At 68.5% G+C, this 23360-nt stretch carries 21 protein-coding genes; 17 read left to right on the top strand and 4 right to left on the bottom strand.

Annotation, left to right across the window (positions count from 1 at the left end; genetic code table 11):
- Positions 1-13: 13 nt before the first annotated feature.
- From MHN80_RS15075 to MHN80_RS15030, 10 genes are all read left to right on the top strand, one after another.
- On the top strand, positions 14-1327 hold the full coding sequence (locus MHN80_RS15075) for a glutamate-5-semialdehyde dehydrogenase (RefSeq protein WP_004023084.1): 1314 nt from the start codon (positions 14-16) through the stop codon (positions 1325-1327).
- Entirely contained in the window at positions 1327-2271 is a 945-nt protein-coding gene (locus tag MHN80_RS15070; protein WP_051987154.1) for a MoxR family ATPase, read from the top strand. Before MHN80_RS15075 ends, MHN80_RS15070 begins: the two co-directional genes overlap by 1 nt.
- Positions 2271-3668: a VWA domain-containing protein gene (locus MHN80_RS15065; RefSeq protein WP_239402507.1), complete on the top strand. Its 1398-nt coding sequence runs from the start codon at positions 2271-2273 to the stop codon at positions 3666-3668. Before MHN80_RS15070 ends, MHN80_RS15065 begins: the two co-directional genes overlap by 1 nt.
- 48 nt (positions 3669-3716) lie before the next feature.
- Positions 3717-4496: a nicotinate-nucleotide adenylyltransferase gene (gene nadD / locus MHN80_RS15060; protein WP_239402506.1), complete on the top strand. Its 780-nt coding sequence runs from the start codon at positions 3717-3719 to the stop codon at positions 4494-4496.
- Between the two features lie 10 nt (positions 4497-4506).
- On the top strand, positions 4507-4869 hold the full coding sequence (gene rsfS, locus MHN80_RS15055) for a ribosome silencing factor (protein ID WP_004023080.1): 363 nt from the start codon (positions 4507-4509) through the stop codon (positions 4867-4869).
- On the top strand, positions 4866-5579 hold the full coding sequence (locus MHN80_RS15050) for a histidine phosphatase family protein (RefSeq protein ID WP_064570625.1): 714 nt from the start codon (positions 4866-4868) through the stop codon (positions 5577-5579). Before rsfS ends, MHN80_RS15050 begins: the two co-directional genes overlap by 4 nt.
- Before the next feature lie 14 nt (positions 5580-5593).
- Positions 5594-6400 carry a diglucosylglycerate octanoyltransferase gene (gene octT, locus MHN80_RS15045; RefSeq protein WP_239402505.1) on the top strand — a complete coding sequence of 269 codons (807 nt, stop codon included), beginning with the start codon at positions 5594-5596 and terminating at the stop codon, positions 6398-6400.
- 31 nt (positions 6401-6431) lie between these two features.
- Positions 6432-7292 carry a DegV family protein gene (locus MHN80_RS15040; protein ID WP_004023077.1) on the top strand — a complete coding sequence of 287 codons (861 nt, stop codon included), beginning with the start codon at positions 6432-6434 and terminating at the stop codon, positions 7290-7292.
- Between the two features lie 118 nt (positions 7293-7410).
- On the top strand, positions 7411-8394 hold the full coding sequence (locus tag MHN80_RS15035) for a ComEA family DNA-binding protein (RefSeq protein ID WP_239402504.1): 984 nt from the start codon (positions 7411-7413) through the stop codon (positions 8392-8394).
- 3 nt (positions 8395-8397) lie between these two features.
- The gene (locus tag MHN80_RS15030; protein WP_239402503.1) at positions 8398-9795 is read left to right on the top strand and encodes a ComEC/Rec2 family competence protein; all 1398 of its coding nucleotides are present in this window, start codon (positions 8398-8400) and stop codon (positions 9793-9795) included.
- Positions 9796-9807: 12 nt separating this feature from the next.
- Here the strand turns inward: MHN80_RS15030 and MHN80_RS15025 are convergent, their stop codons facing one another.
- Complete coding sequence (locus MHN80_RS15025; protein ID WP_239402502.1) at positions 9808-11220, bottom strand: amino acid permease; 1413 nt, start codon at positions 11218-11220, stop codon at positions 9808-9810.
- Positions 11221-11384: 164 nt separating this feature from the next.
- Here MHN80_RS15025 and holA point away from each other — a divergent pair, with 164 nt between their 5' ends.
- The gene (gene holA / locus MHN80_RS15020) at positions 11385-12353 is read left to right on the top strand and encodes a DNA polymerase III subunit delta (protein WP_101819562.1); all 969 of its coding nucleotides are present in this window, start codon (positions 11385-11387) and stop codon (positions 12351-12353) included.
- A 248-nt stretch (positions 12354-12601) separates the two neighbouring features.
- Here the strand turns inward: holA and rpsT are convergent, their stop codons facing one another.
- Positions 12602-12862, bottom strand: a complete 261-nt coding sequence (gene rpsT / locus MHN80_RS15015; RefSeq protein ID WP_004023072.1) for a 30S ribosomal protein S20 — start codon at positions 12860-12862, stop codon at positions 12602-12604.
- Positions 12863-13101: 239 nt separating this feature from the next.
- On the opposite strand from rpsT, the gene MHN80_RS15010 reads away from it, so the two are divergent.
- The 4 genes from MHN80_RS15010 to MHN80_RS14995 all read left to right on the top strand — a co-directional run bounded on the left by MHN80_RS15010 (position 13102) and on the right by MHN80_RS14995 (position 18033).
- Positions 13102-14259, top strand: a complete 1158-nt coding sequence (locus MHN80_RS15010) for a sulfotransferase family protein (protein ID WP_239402501.1) — start codon at positions 13102-13104, stop codon at positions 14257-14259.
- Between the two features lie 92 nt (positions 14260-14351).
- On the top strand, positions 14352-16214 hold the full coding sequence (locus MHN80_RS15005; RefSeq protein WP_004023070.1) for a circularly permuted type 2 ATP-grasp protein: 1863 nt from the start codon (positions 14352-14354) through the stop codon (positions 16212-16214).
- Positions 16211-17188, top strand: a complete 978-nt coding sequence (locus MHN80_RS15000) for an alpha-E domain-containing protein (RefSeq protein ID WP_004023068.1) — start codon at positions 16211-16213, stop codon at positions 17186-17188. The genes MHN80_RS15005 and MHN80_RS15000 overlap by 4 nt, the downstream gene beginning before the upstream one ends.
- Positions 17185-18033, top strand: a complete 849-nt coding sequence (locus tag MHN80_RS14995) for a transglutaminase family protein (protein ID WP_101819366.1) — start codon at positions 17185-17187, stop codon at positions 18031-18033. Before MHN80_RS15000 ends, MHN80_RS14995 begins: the two co-directional genes overlap by 4 nt.
- A gap of 15 nt (positions 18034-18048) precedes the next feature.
- Here MHN80_RS14995 and MHN80_RS14990 read toward each other — a convergent pair whose 3' ends face one another.
- Positions 18049-18474 (bottom strand): type II toxin-antitoxin system PemK/MazF family toxin, encoded by a 426-nt coding sequence (locus MHN80_RS14990; protein WP_101819367.1) that lies wholly within the window; start codon positions 18472-18474, stop codon positions 18049-18051.
- A complete protein-coding gene (locus MHN80_RS14985; RefSeq protein WP_239402500.1) occupies positions 18471-19160 on the bottom strand; it encodes an alpha/beta fold hydrolase in 690 nt (229 codons plus the stop codon). Before MHN80_RS14985 ends, MHN80_RS14990 begins: the two co-directional genes overlap by 4 nt.
- A 213-nt stretch (positions 19161-19373) precedes the next feature.
- On the opposite strand from MHN80_RS14985, the gene lepA reads away from it, so the two are divergent.
- Positions 19374-21284, top strand: a complete 1911-nt coding sequence (lepA, locus tag MHN80_RS14980) for a translation elongation factor 4 (protein ID WP_374206376.1) — start codon at positions 19374-19376, stop codon at positions 21282-21284.
- The gene (locus MHN80_RS14975) at positions 21284-23359 is read left to right on the top strand and encodes a M3 family metallopeptidase (RefSeq protein ID WP_239402499.1); all 2076 of its coding nucleotides are present in this window, start codon (positions 21284-21286) and stop codon (positions 23357-23359) included. The genes lepA and MHN80_RS14975 overlap by 1 nt, the downstream gene beginning before the upstream one ends.
- Position 23360: the final 1 nt, after the last annotated feature.

Genomic DNA, 23360 nt, shown 5'->3' with positions numbered 1-23360 from the left:
GTCGAGGATGTTGATGAGCGCACCCACCGCAGAACAGTCCGTCGCCGGACGCGGGCCCGGCACCGAGAAGGCCGCCGGCGAGAAGTCGGACATCGAGAAAGCCGTCCTCGGGCTCGCCCGGGCCGCCAAGTCGGCGTCCCGCTCGCTGGGTGGCCTGACGACCGCCGCCAAGAACGAGGTCCTCCTCGCGGCGGCCGACGCCGTCGAGGCGGCGACGGAGACCATCCTCGCCGCCAACGCCGAGGACATCGCCCGTGCCGAAGAAGCCGACATCGAGGTGAGCCTGCTCGACCGCCTGCGGCTCGACGAGTCCCGCGTGGCGGGCATCGCCGACGGACTGCGACAGGTCGCCGTGCTCCCGGACCCGATCGGCGAGGTGGTGGCGGGCAAGACCCTGCCCAACGGTCTTCAGCTCCGCCAGCTCAGAGTCCCCCTCGGCGTCGTGGGAATCGTCTACGAGGCGCGGCCCAATGTCACCGTCGACGCCTTCGGGATCTCCTTCAAATCCGGTAACGCGGTACTCCTGCGCGGCTCGTCGTCGGCGGCGTCGTCGAATGCCGAACTCGTTCGCGTGCTGCGGGAGACCCTGTCGTCCAAGGGGGTCAGCGCGGACGCGGTGTCGCTGCTGCCCAGCGAGGATCGCGCCAGTGTCACCGCGCTCATCCGGGCGCGCGGACTCGTCGACGTGGTCATTCCACGCGGGGGTGCCGGACTCATCGACGCCGTGGTGTCCAACGCGACCGTGCCGACGATCGAGACCGGCGTCGGCAACTGCCATGTCTACGTCCATGCGCTCGCCGACCTCGACGTCGCGGCGCGGGTCATCCTCAACTCCAAGACCCGCAGGCCCAGTGTCTGCAACACCGCCGAGACCGTGCTCATCGACAAGGCCGTTGCCGCCGAGGCGCTTCCGCGCATCACCTCGGTGCTACAGACGCAGGGAGTGGTCATCCACGGCGACGAGCCGGGTATGGAGCCGGCCACCGAGGACGACTGGTCCATGGAGTACCTGTCGATGGACATCGCGATGAAGGTCGTCGACGACCTGGACGCCGCGGTCGCCCACATCGACACCTATGGGACCGGCCACACCGAGGCGATCATCACCACGGACCTGTCGGCCGCCGACGAGTTCACGCGACGCGTGGATGCCGCTGCGGTGATGGTGAACGCCTCCACGGCCTTCACCGACGGCGAGCAGTTCGGCTTCGGTGCCGAGATCGGCATCTCCACTCAGAAACTCCACGCCCGGGGCCCGATGGGTCTCCCGGAACTGACCTCGACCAAATGGGTGGTCTGGGGCAACGGCCACGTGCGGCCCGCCTGATGAGCGCCGACACCCCGGGTACGGGGACCGCTCAGTACACGGGTTCGGGACCGGCCGTCGTGCCGTCGTTCGAGGGGGTCGACGACGTCGTCGGACGTCTGCGGGCCACGGGCTATCTCGCCGACGACGCCACCGCGACGTCGACGTTTCTGGCCGATCGGCTGGGCAAGCCGCTGCTGGTCGAAGGCCCCGCGGGTGTCGGCAAGACCGAATTGGCCCGGTCCATCGCCGCGGCGACGGATGCCGAACTCATCCGGTTGCAGTGTTACGAGGGCATCGACGAGGCCCGAGCCCTGTACGAGTGGAACCACGCCAAGCAGATCCTGCACATCCAGGCGACCGGTGACCGTGCGTGGGATGAGGCCAAGGCCGACATCTTCTCCGACGAGTTCCTGCTGCCGCGGCCGCTGCTGAAGGCGATCTCGCGGGAGGGCGCAACCGTGCTCCTCATCGACGAGGTCGACAAGGCCGACGTCGACATGGAAGGCCTGTTGCTGGAAGTGCTCAGCGACTTCGCCATCACCATTCCGGAGATGGGAACCGTTGCTGCGCAACGGCGTCCGATCGTGTTGCTCACGTCCAACGCGACCCGCGAGCTGTCCGAGGCGCTCAAGCGCCGCTGCCTCTACCTCTACATCGACTTCCCGGATGCCGAGCGCGAGAAGGAGATCCTCGCCTCGCGCGTGCCGAACCTGTCGGACTCGCTCAGCGCCGAGCTGGTGCGCATCGTCGGCGTCCTGCGCACTCTGGACATCCGCAAGAAGCCGTCGGTGGCCGAGACCATCGACTGGGCCAACACGCTGCTGGCTCTGGGGGCGGGCGAGAAGGCGACGGCCAAGAGCGGCGGCGGATTCGACGACGGGCTCATCGCTCGAACACTGGGAGTGGTGCTCAAGCACCGCCCGGACCTCAAGACGGCCCTCAAAGAACTCAAGCTGGGCTGATGACGGCTCCGCTCGTCGCGCACCTCACCGATTTCGTCGATGAGCTTCGCCGACGCGGGATCGTGGTCGGGCCGTCGGCGCTGATCGACGCGGCGAGTGCGATGGAGGTCCTCGATCTCCTCGAACGCCCTCGACTGCGGGAGGGTCTGGCGACGACACTGCTCGTCGACCATGCTCATCGCGGGGTGTTCGACCGGGTCTTCGACCTGTGGTTCCCGGTCGGTGCCGGAATGCGCACCGTCACCGAGGATCTCCCGCGTACGCCCGACGGCGAACTCGACGTCGACGCGGTCCGGGACGTGCTGGCGGAGATGCTCGCCGACGACGCCTCGGCCAACGACGGCCGGCTGGACCAGGCCATCGCGATGATCGTCGACGAGCTGGGTCGGTACGGATCGACTCGGGGCGAGGCGTTCTCGGCCTATCAGGCCATCACGGCCGTCAGTCCGCAGACGCTGATCGCCAAGATCGCCGCCGCGATGGCCGGTGATTCGGGCGGCGACGACGGCGGGCGAGCCGGCACCGAGCCGCTGTACCGGCAGGCGGCCCGCCAGAAGGCCAGTGACCTGCGTGCGGCGATCGAGCGGGAGACCCAGCGGCGTATGGCCGACCGCAACGGCCGCGAGAAGGTCGGCGCCTACGCGGTGCCGCCGCTGCCGGAGAACGTCAACTTCCTCTCGGCGGGCGCCAAGGAGCAGGTCGAGATCCGCAAGACCATCGAACCGTTGGCCAGGTTGCTGGCCGCGAAGCTCGAGACCCGGCGTCGTCGGGCCCATCGGGGTGCGGTCGATGTCCGGAAGACGTTGCGCGCGTCGATGTCCACCGGCGGCGTGCCCATCGAACTCAGTCACCGCAAGCCGCGGCCCGGGCGCCCCGAACTCATCATCATCTGCGACGTCTCGGGGTCGGTCGCCGGATTCAGTCAGTTCACGCTGCGGCTGGTGTACGCACTGCGCCAACAGTTCTCGAAGGTCCGGGTGTTCGCGTTCGTCGACACCGTCGACGAGGTGACGGACTATTTCGACCACGGCGAGGAGGACTTCGGCGCGGCGATGCACCACATGATCTCCACCGCGCGGATCTCCACCCGCGACGGGCACTCCGATTACGGCAACATGCTGGCCGGATTCGTCGCCGACTACGGCGATTCGCTGACCCACCGGGGTGCGCTGCTCATCCTCGGGGACGGCCGGAACAACTATCACGACCCGCATGCCGATGCGCTGGCCGAGCTGGTCGACCGTGCCAGACACGCCTATTGGCTGAATCCGGAGGCCAAGCAGCACTGGGGCACGGGGGACTCGGCCGCGACCGACTACGCCGATGTCATCGACATGTTCGAATGCCGCAACGCCACGCAATTGGGCACGGTCATCGCCGATCTGCTGCCGATCTGACCGGCGCCGCCGTCTCCGATCAGCACCCGACGCGTAGACTGACCGTCCATGTCACCCGACCGCCCACGTGCGCGCCGCATCGGCGTGATGGGCGGCACGTTCGACCCGATCCACAACGGACACCTGGTCGCGGCCAGTGAGGTCGCCCACCGGTTCTCGCTGGACGAGGTCATCTTCGTCCCGACCGGCCGTCCGTGGCAGAAGATCGGCGAGCAGGAGACGGTGAGTCCCCCGGAGGACCGGTACCTCATGACGGTCATCGCCACCGCGTCGAATCCCCAGTTCAGCGTCAGTCGCGTCGACATCGATCGCGACGGGGACACCTACACCGTGGACACCCTCCGAGACCTGCGGGCCCTGCTCCCGGACGCCGAGTTGTTCTTCATCACCGGTGCCGATGCGCTCGAATCGATCCTGTCGTGGCAGGACTGGGAGGAACTGTTCGGGCTGGCCCGCTTCGTGGGAGTGAGCCGACCGGGCTACGAACTCGATGCCACCCATCTGGCGCACCATCTCGAGGCCATGCCCGCCGACACCCTCCACCTGCTCGAGATCCCGGCTCTGGCCATCTCGTCCACCGAATGCCGGACCCGCGCATCGCTGGGGCGGCCCGTCTGGTACCTGGTGCCCGACGGCGTCGTCCAGTACATCGCCAAGCGAAAGCTGTATCGTGCGCCTCGGGCGTCGTCGCCCGGCGTGTCCGCCCCGGCCCTGCCGGGGGCCAACCGCCCCGAAAAGGTCCCGGCCGGCACATCCCGGCCAGGAGAGTCGACGGACGATGCCGATGGATCCGACCGGGCCGTGGGCGAACAGGCCGTGAGCGAATGAGGAGACAAGTGTGACTGCGTCAGCTGAAGCGTTGGAGATGGCCAAGGTGGCCGCTCTGGCCGCGGCAGAGAAGCTCGCCCACGAGGTGACCGTGATCGACGTGTCGGAGCAGTTGGTGATCACCGACGCCTTCGTCATCGCGTCCGCGGACAACGAGCGCCAGGTGAATTCCATCGTCGACGAGGTCGAGGAGAAACTGCGGGAGGCCGGTCACAAGCCGCTGCGGCGTGAGGGCACGCGCGAGGGGCGCTGGGCACTTCTCGACTACGCCGACATCGTGGTGCACATCCAGCACACCGACGAGCGGCGCTTCTATGCCCTCGAGAGCCTCTGGAAGGACTGTCCGGTGGTCGAGGTGGACGGGCTGTCGTGAGTGGCGGTCCGGATTCACACGACACCGCGGTCGAACGTCTCACCCCGGTGGTCCGACGCCTGATCCTGTTGCGGCACGGGCAGACCGAATACAACGCGGCCAGTCGGATGCAGGGTCAGCTCGACACCGATCTGTCCGATCTCGGCGTGCGGCAGGCCAATTCGGCGGCGGTGGAGCTCGCCAAGCGGCAGCCCGTGGTGATCTGGTCGTCGGATCTGCGGCGGGCGCGTGACACCGCCGAGGCGCTGGCACAGCGGACCGGGTTGCCGGTGACCACCGATGTCCGGCTGCGCGAGACACATCTGGGCGAGTGGCAGGGTCTGACCCATCTGGACGTCGATGCCGTGATGCCGGGGGCCCGGGCGATCTGGCGTGACGACGCGACCTGGACACCGCCGGGCGGGGAGAGTCGCGTCGACGTCGCCCGACGATCCACCCCGCTGGTCGACGAGCTGATCGAGCAGCTGCCGGAGTGGGGTGTCGGCGACAATCCGGAAGCGCCGGTGGTGCTGGTGGCCCACGGCGGCGTCATCGCCGCGATGACGGCGGCACTCCTCGGTCTGCCGGTCGAGAACTGGCCCGCATTCGGGGGTCTCGCGAACACCAGTTGGGTGCAGCTGTCGGGTCACGGCATGCCGGGTGAACTGCCGCGGTGGCGACTGGACGTGTGGAACGCGTCCGCCGAGGACTCCGACCCGGCGGTGCAGTGAACTCCGGTCCTGCGATGAGCGGGACGACCGCCGGTGGTCCGGCTCCGTCGGCCCCTGCCGACACGCGTGAGCGGTGCGTGCTGGTGCTGTCCGACTCGCTGGCCTATTACGGTCCGCAGGGCGGCCTGCCGGCCGACGACCCCCGTATCTGGCCGACCCTCGTGGGGGCGGCGACCGGTGCGCCGGTCCGACTGTTCGGCCGGATCGGGTGGACGAGTCGGGACGTCTGGTGGGCGCTCACCCAGGATCCGAACATCTGGGCCACCGTGCCCCGCGCCGAGGTCGTGGTCCTCGCATTCGGCGGGATGGACACCTTGCCGTCGCCCCTGCCCACGGCGTTTCGGGAGCAGATCCGGTACATCCGTCCGAATGGGCTGCGGCAGCGGATCCGTGCGGCCTACGGCTGGATCCAGCCGCGGGGCTCGCACCTCGGCTGGCCGCTCGCGTTGCCGCCGCGCGTCACGATCGAGTACCTCGAGAAGATCCGGGCGGCTCTCTCCCAGCTGCGTCCGGATCTGCCGATCGTGGTGTGCCTGCCGCCCACCCACCGGAGCCCGTACTACGGCAACGTCCACGCCGGCCGGATCCCGACGACCGCGGCGATGTCCCGGTGGGCGTCGAGTCACGGTCTGTCGTGCGTCGATTTCTACCCGGTCACCCGGGATTCGTTCGACGACCCGGCCGTCGAGATGAACCCGGACGGAATCCACTGGGGTTTCGCGTGCCACCGTGGGATCGCCGACCTGGTCGCCCCGGTCGTCGAGGCGGTCCGGCAGCGCGCCGACCGTGACGCCGGGGGGTCGACACCGACGCCCGTGTGAGCTCGGTGCGTGAACCCGTTAACGTAGACGCGTGCCTGTCGTCGTCGTCACAGACTCCTCGTCCCGACTGCCGCGGTCGGTGACCGAGAACTACGGGATCCGGCAGGTCCCGCTGCACATCACGGTCGACGACAAGGACTACCGCGAGGGCGTGGACGACATTCCCGCCGACATCGTGACGACGCCGGGTGTGACCACCTCCGGCGCGAACCCCAACGACTTGTCCGAGCACTTCGACGCCGCGCTCGAGGCGAGCGAGGGCGCCGGGGTCGTCGCCGTCCACATGTCCCGCCGACTGTCGGGGACCTGGAGTTCGGCTCGGTTGGCCGCGGAGAAGTTCTCCGGACAGGTGCGCGTCGTCGACTCCCGATCTGTCGGTCTCGCAGTCGGTTTCACTGCCATCGCGGCCGCCCAGGCGGCCGCGGACGGCGCCGACCGCGACCGGGTGTACGAGTCCGCGATCCGGCAGGCCGCGACGGTCGACTCGCTGTTGTGTGTGCAGCAACTCGACAACCTGCGGGCCAGCGGCCGCATCAGCGCGGCGGGCAAGCTGTTCGGGTCGGCGCTGTCGATCAAACCGATCCTGCACATGGTGGACGGCACCCTGACGCTCAAAGAGCGGCATCGTACGTTCTCCAAGGCGCTCGACAAGATGGTCGACGCCGCCGCCGACTCCGCCGGTGGCCGCGCCGTCACGGTCGGCATCCAGCACTGTCAGAGTCCCGATGTCGCCGAGGAACTCCGGGCCGCCGTCCACGCCAAGCTGAGGGTGGTCACCTCCGAACTGATCGTCGACCTCGGCCCCATCCTCGGCACGCACGTCGGCCCCGGCGCGGTGGGCGTCGTGCTCGCCGCGCATCTCGATCCGATCGAGGGCCTCGAGGAACACTGAGATCGGCCGGCCCGTGGTGGTCGCGCCATCCACAACTCGGCGTGTCCGTCCACAGATCGCGGTGCCGGAATCTCCACACGCGTAGCAGTGGTGGTGACAGGACCTAGCGTGTGGCCTCATGAGCGCATCAGGACGGCCGAACCCGCTGGACCGGCTGGCGCCGGTCGCCGAGCTGCCGGACCGCCGAAGCGGCACAGCAGAAATCGTGCCGGATGCCCCCTCGCGCGCGTCGGAGACCGATGATCCGGTCGGCCCGGCCGAGGAACCCGATCATCCCGGGTGGGGGATCGGCGGGATGCCGACCTGGCTCGACACCCCGCCGGTGCGGACGCCGCGCCGGCGGACGGAACCCGATGACGTCGTCGGCACCGACGACGAAGAGGACGATGACGATCCGTTCCCTCGACGCCGCTTCGCCGTTGCACCACCGGCCGCTCTCGCGCTGATAGCGGTCGGTGTCGTCGCCTGCGCGGTGGCGGCCTTCGGGTTGTTCCGCGGGGCCGAGTCGGCACCGGTCGTGGATTTCGGTGCGGTGGCGGGCAGCTCGCGGGCACCGGATTCGTCACCGCCGGCCGCGCCGACCGCGCCGACGCCGACGCAGATGATCGTGAGTGTCGTAGGGCTCGTGCACCAACCGGGGCTGGTCCGTCTTGCCCCGGGGGCGCGGGTCGCCGAGGCGATCGACCGTGCGGGTGGGGTGCGCAAGGACGCCGATCTGCTCTCGCTGAACCTCGCACAGGTGCTCCGGGACGGTGATCAGATCCTCGTCGGCTACGCGGGCGGGGAGGGGCAGATGTCGTTGCGCAGTGCCGTCGTCGGAGCTGCCGGTGCGCCATCGCCGCCCGCCGGTGCAGCGCCGACGGGGCCCGGTCCGTCCGCCGGTGGTTCGGGAAGTCCGCCGGCCTCGGGTGGGCTGGTGAACCTCAACACCGCCACCGAGGCCGATCTGGACGAGCTGCCCGGGGTCGGACCGGTGACCGCGAAGGCCATCCTGGCGTGGCGGGAACGGAACGGACGCTTCACCTCCGTCGACCAACTCGCCGAGGTCGACGGGATCGGGCCGGCGCGGCTGGCCAGGCTGCGCGATCTCGTGACGGTCTGACCGGTGGACTACCGCCTGCTGGTGCCGGCGGCAGCGGTGTGGACGGTGACGGCGCTCGGACTGGTGGTGCCGACCGGCTACACGCTCGGGTTCGCGATCTGTTCGGGCGCGGCTGCTCTCGCCGGCACCCTGGTCTGTCTCACCGGCCGGATCGGATGGAATGTGATCGGTCTCGTCGTCGTGGTCGCCGGACTCGCGGCCGTGTGCGCGACGTCGCTGACGCTCCGTCAAGAGGCCCGCGCCGATCATCCGCTGGCGACGACGACCGGCAAGGCGACGGTCGTGCTCGCCGTGCGCGGCGACCCCACGGTCATCGGACAACCGTCCGCCGGACGGGTCCGGGTCCGGGTGGAGGTGGAGCAGATCGCATCCACCCGCGTTCGGGCGGCCGCCGCCGACCTGATGGGTGATGTCGACGAATGGTCGGGACTGCTGCCCGGCCAACGGGTCGTCGCGATCGTCCGGGTACGTCCCCCGCCCGCACACTCCCTCCTCGTCGCGACGCTGACTGCGCAGGGGCCGCGTCCGGTGGGCTCGCCGCCCGGGTATCAGCAGGTGGCCGGCGCGATCCGCGAGCGGCTGCAGACGCTGGCTGCGCGGGGACTCGACGAGGATGCGGCCGGACTCCTGCCCGGGCTCGTGCTCGGCGACGAGAGTTCCCTCGACGACGGCCTGCGTGACGACTTCCGCGCCGCGGGACTCAGTCACCTCACCGCGGTGAGTGGCAGCAATTTCGCGATCGTCTGCGGCGCAGCGCTTCTCGTGGTCCGCAGTGTGGGCGTGCCGCCACGGGCGGCCGCGATCATCGGGCTGTTGGTGATTCTCGGGTTCGTGGTGCTCGTGCGTCCGTCGCCGAGTGTGCTGCGGGCCGCCCTGATGGGTGCCGTCGGGGTACTGGCGCTCGCCGCCTCTCGTCGGGCACAAGCCGTCCCGGCGTTGGGTGCGGCGGTCATCGGCGGCCTGTTGTGGTGGCCCGAACTGGCGTTGCAGCCGGGGTTCGCGCTGTCGGTGGCCGCCACCGGCGCCATCGTGCTGTGGGCCCCGCGGCTCCGTGACCGGCTACGCGAGTGGCGGTGCCCGACCGGAGTCGCCGAGGTCGTCGCGATGGCGGTGACCGCGCAGGTGGTCACGGCTCCGATCGTGGTCGCGGTGACCGGCACGTTCTCGGTGGTGGGGATCGTGGCGAACCTTCTCGTCGCGCCGGTCGTCGCGGTGATCAGCGTGGTCGGAACCCTCGCCGCACTCATCGGGGCGATCGGACCGCCCGACGGACCCGGCGCGTTCACGGGTGAACTGCTGGTGCGTGCCCTCGCGCCCGAGCTGTGGTGGATGGTCTCCTGTGCCCGCACCCTCGGCGGGGTGAGCTGGGCGAGTGTGGACGTATGGTCCCCGTTCGCGTGAGCCGGGTCGCCGTCAGACCTCGCGGTCGGCGAGCTCGCCCGCGGTGCGGTTCCACACCAGGTAGCCGATGCCGACGGCGCTGAACCAGACCGCCCCGACGATGAGCGCGATCCGACCGTCGCGGTCGAAGAACAGCAGGACGAACACCATCGCGAGGAAGGCGAGTGCGAGCCACGTGGTCACCGGGGCACCGGGGACCCGGTAGTCCGACTGAGGCAGTTCGCCGCGCGCGACCTTGCGGCGGTACGCCATCTGACACACCAGGATCGTCGACCAGATCACGATGATGCCGACCGTCGACACCGCGGTGATGTAGGCGAAGGCGTGCACGGGATCGATGACGTTCACCACGACGCCGATCGCCATGACCGCGGCGCTCAACGTGATGCCCGCGGCGGGGACCTTGCGGTTGGACAGCCGGGTCAGCTGACGCGGGGCGTCGCCGGTGTGGGCGAGGGAGCGCAGCATTCGTCCGGTGGAGTAGATGCCGGAGTTGCACGACGAGAGGGCGGCGGTGAGCAGGATGAAGTTGACGATGCCTGCCGCGCCCGGGATGCCGATATAGGAGAACACCGAGACGAAGGGGCTCTCGCCGGCCTGGAAGTCCTTCCAGCTGCGGACCGAGAGGATCACCAGCAGCGAGCCGACGTAGAAGATGCCGATCCGGAACGGCACGGTGTTGATGGCCTTGCGCAGGGTGACGCGCGGGTTCTGCGCCTCGCCCGCGGTCACGCCGACGAGCTCGACGCCGACATAGGCGAACATGACGATCTGCAGGCTCAGCAGCGCGTTGCTGAAGCCTGTCGCGAAGAACCCGCCGTCGTTCCAGAGATTCGTCACCGACGGCCCGGTCTCGGGTCCGAGCCCCGCGATCGGGAGCAGCACACCGATGCCGACGATGATCATGCCGAGGATGGCGGTGACCTTGATGGCGGAGAACCAGAATTCCGCGCGACCGAACACCCCGACGGAGATCAGGTTCGCGCCGAACAGCACGATGAGCGCGATGAGCGCGGTGACCCACACCGGAACCGAGGGCCACCAGTAGTTGATGTACTTGCCCGCCACGGTGATCTCGGCCATGCACGTCGTCGTCCACACGGCCCAGTAGGTCCAGCCCTGGCTGAACCCGGCGAAGCGGCCGAGGAACTCGTCGGCGTACTCACTGATGCCCCCGGAGATCGGCCGGTAGATGAGGAGTTCGCCGAGAGCGCGCATCACGATGAAGATCGCGAGTCCCGCGAGCGCGTACGCCAGGATGAGTGCCGGTCCCGCCTTCTCGATGGCACCACCCGCTCCGTAGAACAGTCCGGTGCCGATCGCTCCGCCGATGGCGATCATCTGCACGGTGCGGGCGGTGAGTCCGCGTTGGTATCCCTCGTCGGTGTCGGCACCCGTGTGGGTGCCGGGGTGCTCGACAGTCACGCGTGCGACTCCTGGATTGTCGGTGGACCTCTGGCAGAAGCTCACCGTAACGACCCGCGATCAACCCGATTCACTCGCCCACAGGCCCTGTCCACTTTGTCGTATTCGATTGACCGGGCGGCGGTCCGGCGACCGTGTCGGGTTCGTCTGGCACCATTGTCGCCGTGACCGATCGCCTGCACCTGTTGCTCGGAGACGACGACTTCCTCACCGGCCGGGTGATCTCGGCGGTGGCCGACGCGGCGTCGAAGGCGGCGGGAACGCCTGTCCCGGTGACGCGGGTGCGTGCCGGCGATGTCAGCGAACACGAACTCGCCGAACTGCTCAGCCCGTCGCTGTTCGCCGAGGAGCGGATCGTCGTCGTCGAGGCGGCCGCCGAGGCGGGCAAGGAGCCGGCCGCACTGATCGCCGCCACGGCGTCGTCACTGCCCGAGGGCATCACGCTGATGGTCGTGCACCACGGCGGCGGGCGGGCAAAGTCGATGGTCCCGGCGCTCAAGAAGGCCGGCGCCGTCGAGCACGAGACCACGGCCCCAAAGTGGCCGTCGGAGCGGATGACGTTCGTGCGCAACGAATTCCGTTCGCTGGGTGTCAAGGTCGGTGCGGACGTCGTCGAGCAGGTCGTCGAAGGCGTCGGCTCGGAACTGCGTGAACTGGCGGCCGCGTGTGCGCAACTCGTCGCCGACACCGGCGGAAAGGTGGACCGCGAGACCGTGCGGCTGTACTACCAGGGCCGTCCCGAGGTGACCGGTTTCGAGGTGGCCGACCGCGCGGTGACGGGCGATCGGGCGGGTGCGCTGGAGTCGCTGGCCTGGGCTCTGCACCACGGGGTGCCGAGGGTGCTGCTCGCCGACGCACTCGCCGAGGCCGTGCACGCGATCGCCCGCATCCGGCCGATGGGATCGATCAACCACTTCGATGCGGCCCGAGAGCTCGGCATGCCGCCCAACCGGGTCAAGAACGTCCAGGCGAAGGCCAAGGCGTGGGATTCGGAGTCGATCGCCCGGGCGGTCGGCGTGGTCGCCGCGCTCAACGCCGACGTGAAGGGGCAGGCAGCCGACCCCGATTACAGCCTCACCCATGCGGTCGCGACCGTCGCGGAACTCCGGCCCGACGGGCGCCGACGGAGCTGACCGTCGTTCGGTCGACTCCGAGAGGTGGGCGCGGGGAGTGGCTTCGACTCGGCGCCTCGCTCCGCTCGGGGCCGGCTCAACCAGCAGTGGGGCGACGTGGGCGCCTCGACCAGCAAGGGCTGGCTCACCCGGTGGAGGGCTGAGAAACGCCGCTCACCCCGGCAACCGCGTGGATGCTGCCGGGGTGAGCGAAGGTATGAAGATGTGGCGACGGACGAACCGTCGGACCGACCGGGGTCGGTGTCAGATCAGAGCTTGTTGACCGCGAGGGCGATGGCCGACTTCTTGTTGGCGGCCTGGTTGGCGTGGATGACACCCTTGCTGGCAGCCTTGTCGAGCTTGCGGCTGGCGGTCTGGCCGAGCTCGGCAGCCTTCGCCTTGTCGCCGGACTCGACAGCCTCACGGAAGCTGCGGATCGCGGTACGAAGGGCCGACTTCACCGACTGGTTGCGCTGGCGGTTCGCTTCGTTGGTGCGATTGCGCTTGATCTGAGACTTGATGTTTGCCACGCGTGTTACCTCTGTCGTTGCTGGTGGAATTGTCTGTCTGTTCGGGTCGGGCGGTCGGCCGCGGGGGCCGAACTCGCACCTGGCGGCGTCGGCGCGCGGAGGACTTCCGCGGCGTCACCGCAACAGCGCACAACATTACCAGTCGGGTTCGGCCCGCCAAAATCCGCGCCGAAGACACACCCGGCCGCCACGCCGGGCAATAAGAATCATCGTGAGTTCAAGTCTACGGTGGACTCATCATGTCCGTCGTTTATGTGCACATCGGCCTTCCCAAGACCGGGACCACCCACCTCCAGGATCGCCTCTGGCGAAACCGAGACCTGGCATTGCAGTCGTCCGGGCTGTTGTATCCGGGCAACGTGATCTCCGATCACTTCCATGCCGCGGTGCACCTGCAGCCGGACCGCTACCTCGACTGGGTCGATCCCGCGTTCGCGAGCACCTGGCCGAAGCTGCTCGGTCAGATCCGGGCCTGGCCGCAGACGTCGCTGCTCTCGCACGAGCTCTACAGCACCGCGACCGTCGAGCAGATCGAGCGGCTGATGGCCGATCTGTCCTTCGCCGACGAGGTGCATGTGATCGCGACCGTGCGGGACCTGGGCCGTCAGCTCCCGTCGGTCTGGCAGGAAAACGTCAAGAACCAGCGCCGGGCGTCGTTCGACGAGTTCGTCGACTCGGTGGCGTTCGCATCCGAGGGGCGCCGCAACGATGGGCCCGTCGCGCTCGAATCCCCGGCCGCCGACATGGACGAGGAACCGTTCTGGGAGTTCCAGGACTACATCGGCATCCTGGAACGCTGGTCGCGATTCGTCGGACCCGAGCGCGTACACGTCGTCACCGTGCCAGGGCGTGGGGCCGCGCGGGGTGACACGTTGTGGGATCGGTTCCTGCGGGTGATGGACATCGACCCCACCCCGCTACGCATTCCCGTCCCCAGCCTGAACAGTTCGCTGTCCGCACCGCAGGCCGAATTCCTGCGCGGCCTCAACCGCCGCCTGCAGCCCGAGACCATCGAATGGCGCCGGTACGAGCGGATCATCAAGGGACAGCTGATCGGGGAGATCCTGTTCGAGGCGCCCTCCGGTCCGCCGCAGGGGCTCTCGGACAAGAGTCGGGAATGGGCGGCGGGGGAGTCGCGGCGGATGGTCGCGGCGGTCCGTGCGGCCGGTTACGACGTCGCCGGCGATCTCGACGATCTGGTGGTGTCGCCAAAGCACGACGCCGGCGACGTACCGTCGCCCTCGGACGGCGAGGTGCTCGACGTCGCGCTCGACACCATCGCGGCGATGGTGCTCGCGGCGCCGCTGCCCAAGGTGGGTCCGCGTGCGCGGACGCGAGCGGCGAATGTGTTGCGCAGGGTCAAGCGGCGGGTGATCGCCGCGCGTCGATCATCGTGATCGACGCGCGCCGGACGGCGGTCCGGCTTCGACGGTGACACGGCCGGTCGACGTCCTGCCGATTTCGACATTCTGTAGCACCATGGCAGTTTATGACCCCCGCATCGACAAGTGCGCCAGCCAAGAAGGCGGCGCGTAAGTCCGCAGCCGCGAAAGCGGCGTCGTCCACCTCGTCCGGGCGGCCGGCCGCCGGACGATCCGGCTCGACCAAGGGTTCTGGTTCCGGCGGCCGATCGTCGAAGGGTGCGGGCGACAACGCGTCCGGGGACAACTTCACCGGCAACTTCGGGGGGTACGCAAAAGGCCCGTACGGCAAGGCTTATGACGAGATGTTCGACGCCGCCGGCGAGGTGCGCACGCCCTACCGCGGCATCTACAAGGCGATGGCCGACGAGGATCAGTCCGACCTCGTCGAGGCCCGGGTGGAAGCACTCGGGCGCGCCTACCTCGACCAGGGGGTGACGTTCTCGCTCTCGGGCAAGGAGCGTCCGTTCCCGTTGGATGTTGTGCCGCGGGTGATCTCGGCGGCGGAATGGAACAAGCTCGAGGCCGGCATCACCCAGCGCGTGCAGGCCCTCGAACTCTTCCTCGACGACATCTACGGCGAGCAGGAGATCCTGCGCGACGGGGTGTTGCCCAAGCGGCTCGTCCACTCCTGCGAGCACTTTCACCGGCAGGCCGCAAACATCCGCCCGCCCAACGGTGTTCGCATCCACGTCGCGGGTATCGACCTCATCCGCGACGAGAACGGTGACTTCCGCGTCCTCGAGGACAACCTGCGGTCGCCGTCGGGCGTGTCCTATGTGCTCGAGAACCGGCGGGCCATGGCGCGCGTGTTCCCGGACCTGTTCTCCAAGCACAAGGTCCGCGCGGTCGCCGACTATCCGAGTCACCTGCTCCGCGCCCTGCGTGCATCGGCAGCGTTCAACGAGGCCGACCCGAACATCGTCGTGCTCACCCCCGGCGTGGCCAACTCCGCCTACTTCGAGCACTCGCTGCTGGCGCGGCTGATGGGCGTCGAGCTGGTGGAGGGTCGAGACCTCTTCTGCCGCGACAACGTCGTGTACATGCGCACCACCGAGGGCGAGCAGCGGGTCGACGTCATCTACCGACGCATCGACGACGACTACCTCGACCCCATGCAGTTCCGCCCGGATTCGATGCTCGGTGTGGCCGGCCTGCTCAACGCGGCCCGCGCGGGCAACGTCGTGATCTCCAGCGCCGTCGGCAACGGCGTCGGCGACGACAAGCTGATCTACACCTACGTCCCGGAGATCATCCAGTACTACCTCGGCGAGAAGCCGAGCCTGCAGAACGTGGACACGTTGCGCTGCTGGCTGCCCGACGAGTGCGAAGAGGTGCTCGACCGCATCGACGAACTCGTCGTCAAACCCGTTGAGGGGTCGGGTGGATACGGCATCGTCTTCGGACCCGACGCAACCGGGGCCGAACTGGACGCCCTGGCACGCAAGGTCCGCAACGACCCGCGCGGGTGGATCGCGCAGCCGGTGGTGCAGCTGTCGACGGTGCCGACCAAGATCGGCGACGACATCCGTCCGCGCCACGTCGACCTGCGTCCGTTCGCGGTCAACGACGGTGAGTCCGTGTGGGTCCTGCCCGGCGGCCTCACCCGGGTCGCGCTCCCCGAGGGATCGCTGGTCGTGAACTCGAGCCAGGGCGGCGGTTCCAAGGACACCTGGGTGCTCGCCTCGCGCACCTCGGAGGGGGATCGCGAGCTGTCGGGTGCGAAGGTCGTCACGACGAGCGGCGTCGCCGCCGCCCGCCCCGCCGAGAGTGCCCCCGATCCGGTACACACGCAGACCCAGCAGCAACAGCAGGGTTCGATGACCCAGCAGCTGGGTGACATGACGCAGCAACTGGATTCGATGTCTCTTCCCGGCAGGGCAACCCGGTCCGGCACGATGTCGCAGCGGCAGGGCGGTGACGTCCGATGATGCTGGCGCGGAACGCGGAGTCGCTGTACTGGATCGGCAGGTACGTCGAGCGCGCCGATGACATGGCGCGAATCCTCGACGTCGCGATCCACCAGATCCTCGAGGACACCACGGTCGACGTCGACCGGCAGGCGCGACTGATCATCCAGGTGCTCGGTCTCACGGCGCCGGAGGACGACGACGAACTCGATGTCTGGTCGCTGACCGAGCGCGTCGCCTACGACGCCGATGCGGTGGGATCGATCGTCGACCTCATCCGCGCGGCGCGGGAGAATGCCCGCGGCGCGCGCGAGGTCACCTCGAGCGAGTTGTGGGAGTGCTTGAACACCACCTACAACGGGCTCGACGCCGCCGAGCGTCGGTCACGTCGTCTCGGTCCGCACGAGTTCCTGTCGTATGTGAAGAACCGGGCGGCGATGTTCGCCGGCCTCGCCGATGCGACCCTCAGCCACGACGACGGTTACCGGTACCTGCTGCTGGGCCGGTCGGTGGAGCGGGTCGACATGACGATCCGGATGTTGTTGTCCCGCGCCGGTGATCGGACGTCGTCGCCGGCATGGGTCAACGTGCTCGTGTCCGCCGGCGGGCACGACACCTACCTGCGCACCTACCGCGGTGTCCTGGACGCGGAGAACATCGTCGAGTTCATGCTCCTCGACCGACTGTTCCCGCGGTCGATCTTCCACGCGCTCAGCGTCGCCGAGCACAATCTGGGCCAGCTCGAGAAGGGGCCCAGCAGGGTCGGCGCCCAGGCGGAGGCGCAACTGCTCCTCGGTCGTGCGCGCAGTTCGCTGGAGTTCCTCGAGCCGGGGAAGTTGCTCGACGATCTGCAGGACCGCCTCGTCGACCTGCAGGACACCTGCCAGGCCGTGAACGAAGCCGTCACGAAACAGTATTTCCATGTGTCGCCCTATGTCTCGTGGGCCGACGCCCGGGTCAGCGACTCGCACGTCATCGAGGAGAGTGAACTGTGAGCTGGCGCCTGCGTGTCGTCCATTCCACCGGTTTCGCCTACCACAGCCCGGTCACCTCGTCGTACAACGAAGCCCGGCTCACTCCCCGCAGTGACACCAGGCAGAACGTCATCGTGAACCGCGTCGAGACCATCCCCGCGACGAGGTCCTACCGCTACACGGATTACTGGGGCACGGCGGTCACCGCATTCGATCTGCATGCCCCGCACCACGAACTCGAGGTCTCGGGACTGTCGGTCGTCGAGACCGAGGCCGGGCACCGGCCCGTCGAGGAGGACCAGGTGTCGTGGGAGGACGTCAACAGCGATCACGTCATCGATCGGTATGACGAGATGCTCTCGTACACACCGTATGTGGCCCGCAACCGGCCGCTGCTCTCGACCGCGAAGAAGGTCACCAAGGGGCTGACTCCCCAGGAGGCCGTCGAGGCCGTGTGCCGCTTCATCCACACCGAGATGGAGTACGTCCCCGGTACGACGGGTGTGCACACCACGGCTGTCGACGCGTGGACCGACCGCAAGGGCGTGTGTCAGGACTACGCGCATCTGACCCTGCTGATGCTCCGCGGCCTCGGTATCCCGGCGCGCTACGTGTCCGGCTACCTCCATCCCGAGCCCGACGCCGAGATCGACAAGACGGTGCAGGGTCAGAGCCATGCCTGGATCGAGGCGTGGACGGGCGGATGGTGGGGATACGACCCGACCAACGACACCCCGATCACCGAACAGCACGTGTCGGTGGGCGTGGGTCGTGACTACGCCGATGTGTCGCCGCTGAAGGGCATCTACACCGGCGGGGGCGCGACGGATCTCGATGTCATCGTCGAGATCACCAGGCTCGCCTGAGGTCTCGGTGGCCGGTCAGCGCCAGCCGTAGTGCTCGCGGAGTTCGTGCGCGACCGTGTCGAATGTCGGACGACCGAGAATTGCTCCCTCCCGGCGGATTCCGTCATCGTCGACGACGAGCACGCGGTCGAGGCGGACGAAGCTGGGCCGGCCCTGGGAGTCCCATGGGCCCGATCCCACAGGAAGCCAATTGCCGTCGGACCGGTGGTCCTTGCTCGACAGCATGAGGCCGAGCACGGTGTCGGCCTGTTCGGCACGGGCGTCGCGGCCGACGACCAGTACCGGCCGGTCCTTCCCCTGGCTCGGATCGTCCTCGTAGGCGACCCAGGTCCACACGATCTCGCCCGGATCGGCGTCGCCGTCGAGGTCGGGGGAGTAGCTGATGGTGCGGGCGAGGTCGCCGGTCGGCCTCAGATCGGGCCGGACGTCGCGGCTGGTCACTGGTGTGTCTCCTCGGTATCCGGGAACAGGGGCAACAGGAAGTCGCGTACCGCGTCGGCGGTGAGCGACGCGGTCGGCTTCCGCTTCGGATTGAGGTCGTGTCCGACCTTCTCCAGTTCGACGATGTGCGTCGGCGCATCGATGAGAGCGATGGCGCGGCTCATCTCGTCGGTGGTGCCGAACGGGTCGGTGCTGCCGTGGACCACGAGCGTGGGCACGGTGATCGACGGCAGGTGCTCGGTGCGCAGCCGGTCGGGTTTGCCGGGGGGATGCAGCGGATAGGACGTCAGCAGCAGACCGTCGGCCAGCGCCCGCCCGTCGTCGGCGACGGCCATCGAGGCCTGCCGGCCACCATAGGAGTGTCCGCCGACGAACAGCGGCCCGTCGGACTCGCCGCGGAACATGGCACACGCCGCACGGATCCCGTCCCGGTCGGCGGGTGAGGTCGACGGGCTGGGCGGTCCCTTGGGGCGACGTCGCCGGTACGGCAGGTCGATGCGGGCGACGACGAACCCGCGGTCGCACAGCTCGTCGGCCAGGGCGCGGAGGATCACGGCGTCGCGATTACCGCCCGCGCCGTGCGCGAGGACGAACGTGGCCCGACCCGGGGTGCCCGGACGGTGGACCTCGGCGGCGACGTCGTCGGACTCGATGGTGGTGACGGTGGACGCGGACACGGCTGCCACGGTAGCGCCTCGTCGCGGTTCACGGACTTCCCCGATCCCTGAGGAGGCCCGGAGCTTGCGGAGGGCCGGCCCCTCCGATCCCTGAGGAGGCCCGGAGCTTGCGGAGGGCCGGCCCCTCCGATCCCTGAGGAGGCCCGGAGCTTGCGGAGGGCCGTCTCGAAGGGAGACGTGGCCGGGCGCGGTGCGTCGGCCGGTCATGAGAAACTGGACCACATCCTGTATCCGCATCCGTTCTCTACCGCAGTTCTCGTTCGAGGAGTAGTTCCCATTCCCAACTTCGCCGACACCACCTTCACCGATCCGGCACGTATCCGGAACTTCTGCATCATCGCCCACATCGACCACGGCAAGTCGACGCTGGCGGACCGGATGCTGCAGCTCACCGGCGTCGTCGAAGAGCGGCAGATGCGGGCGCAATATCTCGACCGGATGGACATCGAGCGCGAGCGCGGCATCACCATCAAGGCGCAGAACGTGCGTCTGCCCTGGACGGTGAAGTCCGCGGCGGGCGACGAGGACTACGTCCTGCATCTCATCGACACCCCCGGGCACGTCGACTTCACCTATGAGGTCTCGCGCGCGCTCGAGGCGTGTGAGGGCGCGGTGCTCCTCGTCGACGCCGCGCAGGGCATCGAGGCGCAGACGCTCGCCAACCTGTATCTGGCGATGGAGAACGACCTCACCATCATCCCGGTGCTGAACAAGATCGATCTGCCCGCGGCCGACCCCGAGCGCTACGCCGCCGAGCTCGCGCACATCGTGGGATGCGAACCCGAGGACGTGCTGCGGGTGTCGGGCAAGACCGGTGTCGGCGTGACCGAACTGCTCGACGAGGTCATCCGCTCGGTGCCCGCCCCGGTGGGCGACCCCGATGCCCCGGCGCGGGCGATGATCTTCGACTCGGTCTACGACACCTACCGCGGCGTGGTCACCTACGTCCGTGTTGTCGACGGCAAGGTCGTGCCGCGGGAGAAGATCCTGATGATGTCGACCGGGACCACGCACGAGTTGCTCGAGGTGGGCATCGTGTCCCCGGAGCCGAAGCCGACCAAGGGTCTGGGTGTCGGCGAGGTCGGTTACCTGATCACCGGTGTGAAGGACGTGCGGCAGTCGAAGGTCGGTGACACCGTCACCACCGCCCGGCACGGCGCCGAGCAGGCACTCACCGGGTACCGGGAGCCGCAGCCGATGGTCTACTCGGGTCTGTATCCGCTCGACGGCTCCGACTACCCGGTGTTGCGTGAGGCACTCGAGAAGCTGCAACTCAACGACGCCGCACTGACCTTCGAGCCGGAGACCTCGGTCGCGCTCGGCTTCGGGTTCCGCTGCGGCTTCCTCGGCCTGCTGCACATGGAGATCACCCGCGAACGACTCGAGCGCGAGTTCAACCTCGACCTGATCTCGACCGCCCCCAACGTCGTCTACCGCGTGGAGATGGAAGACGGTTCCGAGCACGTGGTCACCAACCCGTCGGACTGGCCGGAGGGCAAGACCCGGCACATCTACGAGCCGATCGTCAAGACGACGGTCATCGCGCCGAGCGAGTTCATCGGCGCGATCATGGAGCTGTGTCAGTCCCGCCGCGGCGAGCTCGGCGGCATGGACTATTTGTCGGAGACGCGCGTGGAACTGCGGTACACGCTGCCGATGGCGGAGATCATCTTCGACTTCTTCGACGCACTGAAGTCCCGCACGCGTGGCTACGCCAGCCTCGACTACGAGGAGGCGGGCGAACAGGAGGCCGACCTGGTGAAGGTCGACATCCTCCTGCAGGGCGAGGCCGTGGACGCGTTCAGTGCGATCGTGCACAAGGACGCCGCCTACGCGTACGGCAACCGGATGGCGATCAAGCTCAAGGAGCTCATCCCGCGTCAGCAGTTCGAAGTTCCCGTGCAGGCTGCGGTCGGCTCCAAGATCATCGCGCGCGAGAACATCCGCGCCATCCGCAAAGACGTGCTCGCGAAGTGTTACGGCGGCGACATCAGCCGTAAGCGCAAGCTGCTCGAGAAGCAGAAAGAGGGCAAGAAGCGGATGAAGACCATCGGCCGGGTCGACGTCCCGCAGGAGGCGTTCGTGGCCGCGCTCTCCACCGACGCGGTGGGTGACAAGCCGAAGGGGAAGTGATGACCGAAGGGGAGACGATGGCTGCAGGGCAGGGTGCCACGAGCGTGAATCCGGTACTGGTACACAGCGGTCTGCCCTACGATCTCCCCGACTTCAGGTCGATCTCCGACGACGACTTCCTGCCGGCGTTCACCTCGGCCATGGCGTCACATGTCGCCGAGGTGGAAGCGATCGCGGCCGAGGTCGCAGCGCCCACGTTCGTCAACACGATCGAGGCGCTCGAGCTCTCGGGCCGCGACCTGGCGCGCGCGGCGGGGATCTTCTTCAACCTCGTCGGACCGGACACGAACCCGAAGCGGAACGAGATCTCCCAGGAGCTCTCGACGCTCCTCACCGATCACGCGAACACGATCGCGATGAATCCGGTTCTGTTCGAGCGCATCTCCGACCTCCACGCGCGCGCCGACGATCTCGGCCTCACCGAGCCGCAGCGTCGGCTGCTCGACAAGCGGTACCGGGAATCCGTTCGCGCCGGCGCCGGACTCCCGGCCGACGCGCAGCAGGAGATGCGCGAGATCGCCTCCCGGCTGGCCTATCTCACCACGACGTTCTCCCAGAAGATCCTCGACGACACCAACGAATCGGCGGTTCTCGTCGGCGACGCAACCGACCTCGACGGCCTGTCCGCCGGGCAGATCGCGGCCGCGCGACGCGCCGCGATCGAGGCGGGACACGAGAACGGGCACCTCATCACGCTCGAGTTGCCGACGAGCCAGTCGGTGCTGACCGAACTGGCGAACGCCGATGTGCGGCAACGGGTGTTCGAAGCATCGGTGAACCGGTGCGCTCGAGGCAACGAGCACGACACCCGCGACCTGGTCCTCGAGATCGTCCGCTTGCGGGCGCGGCGCGCCGAATTGCTCGGTTACCGCGACCATGCCGAGTTCGTCATCGCCGAGCAGACCGCACCGAACCCGGCGGCGGTCGACGACATGCTCCGGGAACTCAACGCGTCGGCCATGCGTGCCGGCGGCCGCGAACTCACCCGTCTCACCGAATTCGCGGGCGATGTGCCGATCGGTCCCGCCGATCTCACGTACTGGCTCGACCGCGAGAAGCGGTCGCAGGCGTCGGTGCCACTCGACGGGTTCGCGGACTACTGCGAACTCGACACGGTGCTGACCCGGGGCGTGTTCCACGCCGCGAACACGTTGTACGGACTGCGCTTCGTCGAGCTGACCGATCTGCCGCTGTATCACCCGGACGTACGCGCGTGGGAGGTGCGCGACGACACGGGCGTCGGCATCGGCCTGTTCCTCGGCGACTTCTATGCCCGACCGTCGAAACGCGGTGGCGCATGGATGAACAACATCGTCGACCAGTCGTCGGTGCTGCAGACCCATCCGATCATCGTGAACGTGCTGAACCTGACCAAGCCCGATGCCGGACAGCCGTGTCTGCTCACGATGGATCAGCTCACCACCCTCTTCCACGAGTTCGGACACGCGCTGCACGGGCTGTTGTCGTCGGTCGAGTACCCGTCGCAGTCCGGTACGTCGGTCCCGCGGGACTTCGTCGAGTTTCCGTCGCAGGTGAACGAGATGTGGGCGCTGCACCCCGACGTGCTGGCCAACTACGCCCGGCACCACGAGACCGGCGAGCCCATCCCGGCCGAACTGGCCGAGGCGGCACGGGAATCGGCCGGAACCGAATCTGCACACGGGACCATCGAATACCTCGCCGCGTCCTCCCTGGACCTCGCCTGGCATCGGCTGTCCGTGTCGGAGGCCGAGGCGATCGCCGATGTCGAGACCTTCGAGTCGCAGGCGCTCGCCGACGCGGGACTCCACACCGAGCTGATCCCGCCGCGCTACCGGAGTGCGTACTTCAACCACATCTTCGGCGGCGGCTACTCCGCCGGGTACTACAGCTACATCTGGTCGGAGGTGCTCGACGCCGAGACCGAGCAGTGGTTCCTCGCCGAGGGCGGGCTGCAGCGCGAGAACGGCCGGCGATTCGCCGACGCCACTCTGTCCCGCGGCGACAGCGTCGATCCGCTTGTCGCGCACGAAGGCCTGATCGGTCGCCGACCGCGGATAGACCCGTTGCTGCGGCGCCGGGGGCTCGCGGCCTGAC

The sequence above is a fragment of the Gordonia sp. McavH-238-E genome (assembly GCF_022348225.1).
GTDB classification, from domain to species: domain Bacteria; phylum Actinomycetota; class Actinomycetes; order Mycobacteriales; family Mycobacteriaceae; genus Gordonia; species Gordonia terrae.
Note: the sequence above shows the minus strand (reverse complement) of the source record. Positions and strands in the feature narration are given on the sequence as shown.

Coding starts and splice junctions, on each gene's coding strand:
- octT (WP_239402505.1), top strand. CDS start 5,594: ATGAGCGGGACGACCGCCGGTGGTCCGGCTCCGTCGGCCCCTGCCGAC.
- MHN80_RS15035 (WP_239402504.1), top strand. CDS start 7,411: ATGAGCGCATCAGGACGGCCGAACCCGCTGGACCGGCTGGCGCCGGTC.
- MHN80_RS15000 (WP_004023068.1), top strand. CDS start 16,211: ATGATGCTGGCGCGGAACGCGGAGTCGCTGTACTGGATCGGCAGGTAC.
- MHN80_RS15005 (WP_004023070.1), top strand. CDS start 14,352: ATGACCCCCGCATCGACAAGTGCGCCAGCCAAGAAGGCGGCGCGTAAG.
- MHN80_RS15010 (WP_239402501.1), top strand. CDS start 13,102: ATGTCCGTCGTTTATGTGCACATCGGCCTTCCCAAGACCGGGACCACC.
- MHN80_RS14975 (WP_239402499.1), top strand. CDS start 21,284: ATGACCGAAGGGGAGACGATGGCTGCAGGGCAGGGTGCCACGAGCGTG.
- MHN80_RS15065 (WP_239402507.1), top strand. CDS start 2,271: ATGACGGCTCCGCTCGTCGCGCACCTCACCGATTTCGTCGATGAGCTT.
- MHN80_RS15070 (WP_051987154.1), top strand. CDS start 1,327: ATGAGCGCCGACACCCCGGGTACGGGGACCGCTCAGTACACGGGTTCG.
- MHN80_RS15075 (WP_004023084.1), top strand. CDS start 14: ATGAGCGCACCCACCGCAGAACAGTCCGTCGCCGGACGCGGGCCCGGC.
- nadD (WP_239402506.1), top strand. CDS start 3,717: ATGTCACCCGACCGCCCACGTGCGCGCCGCATCGGCGTGATGGGCGGC.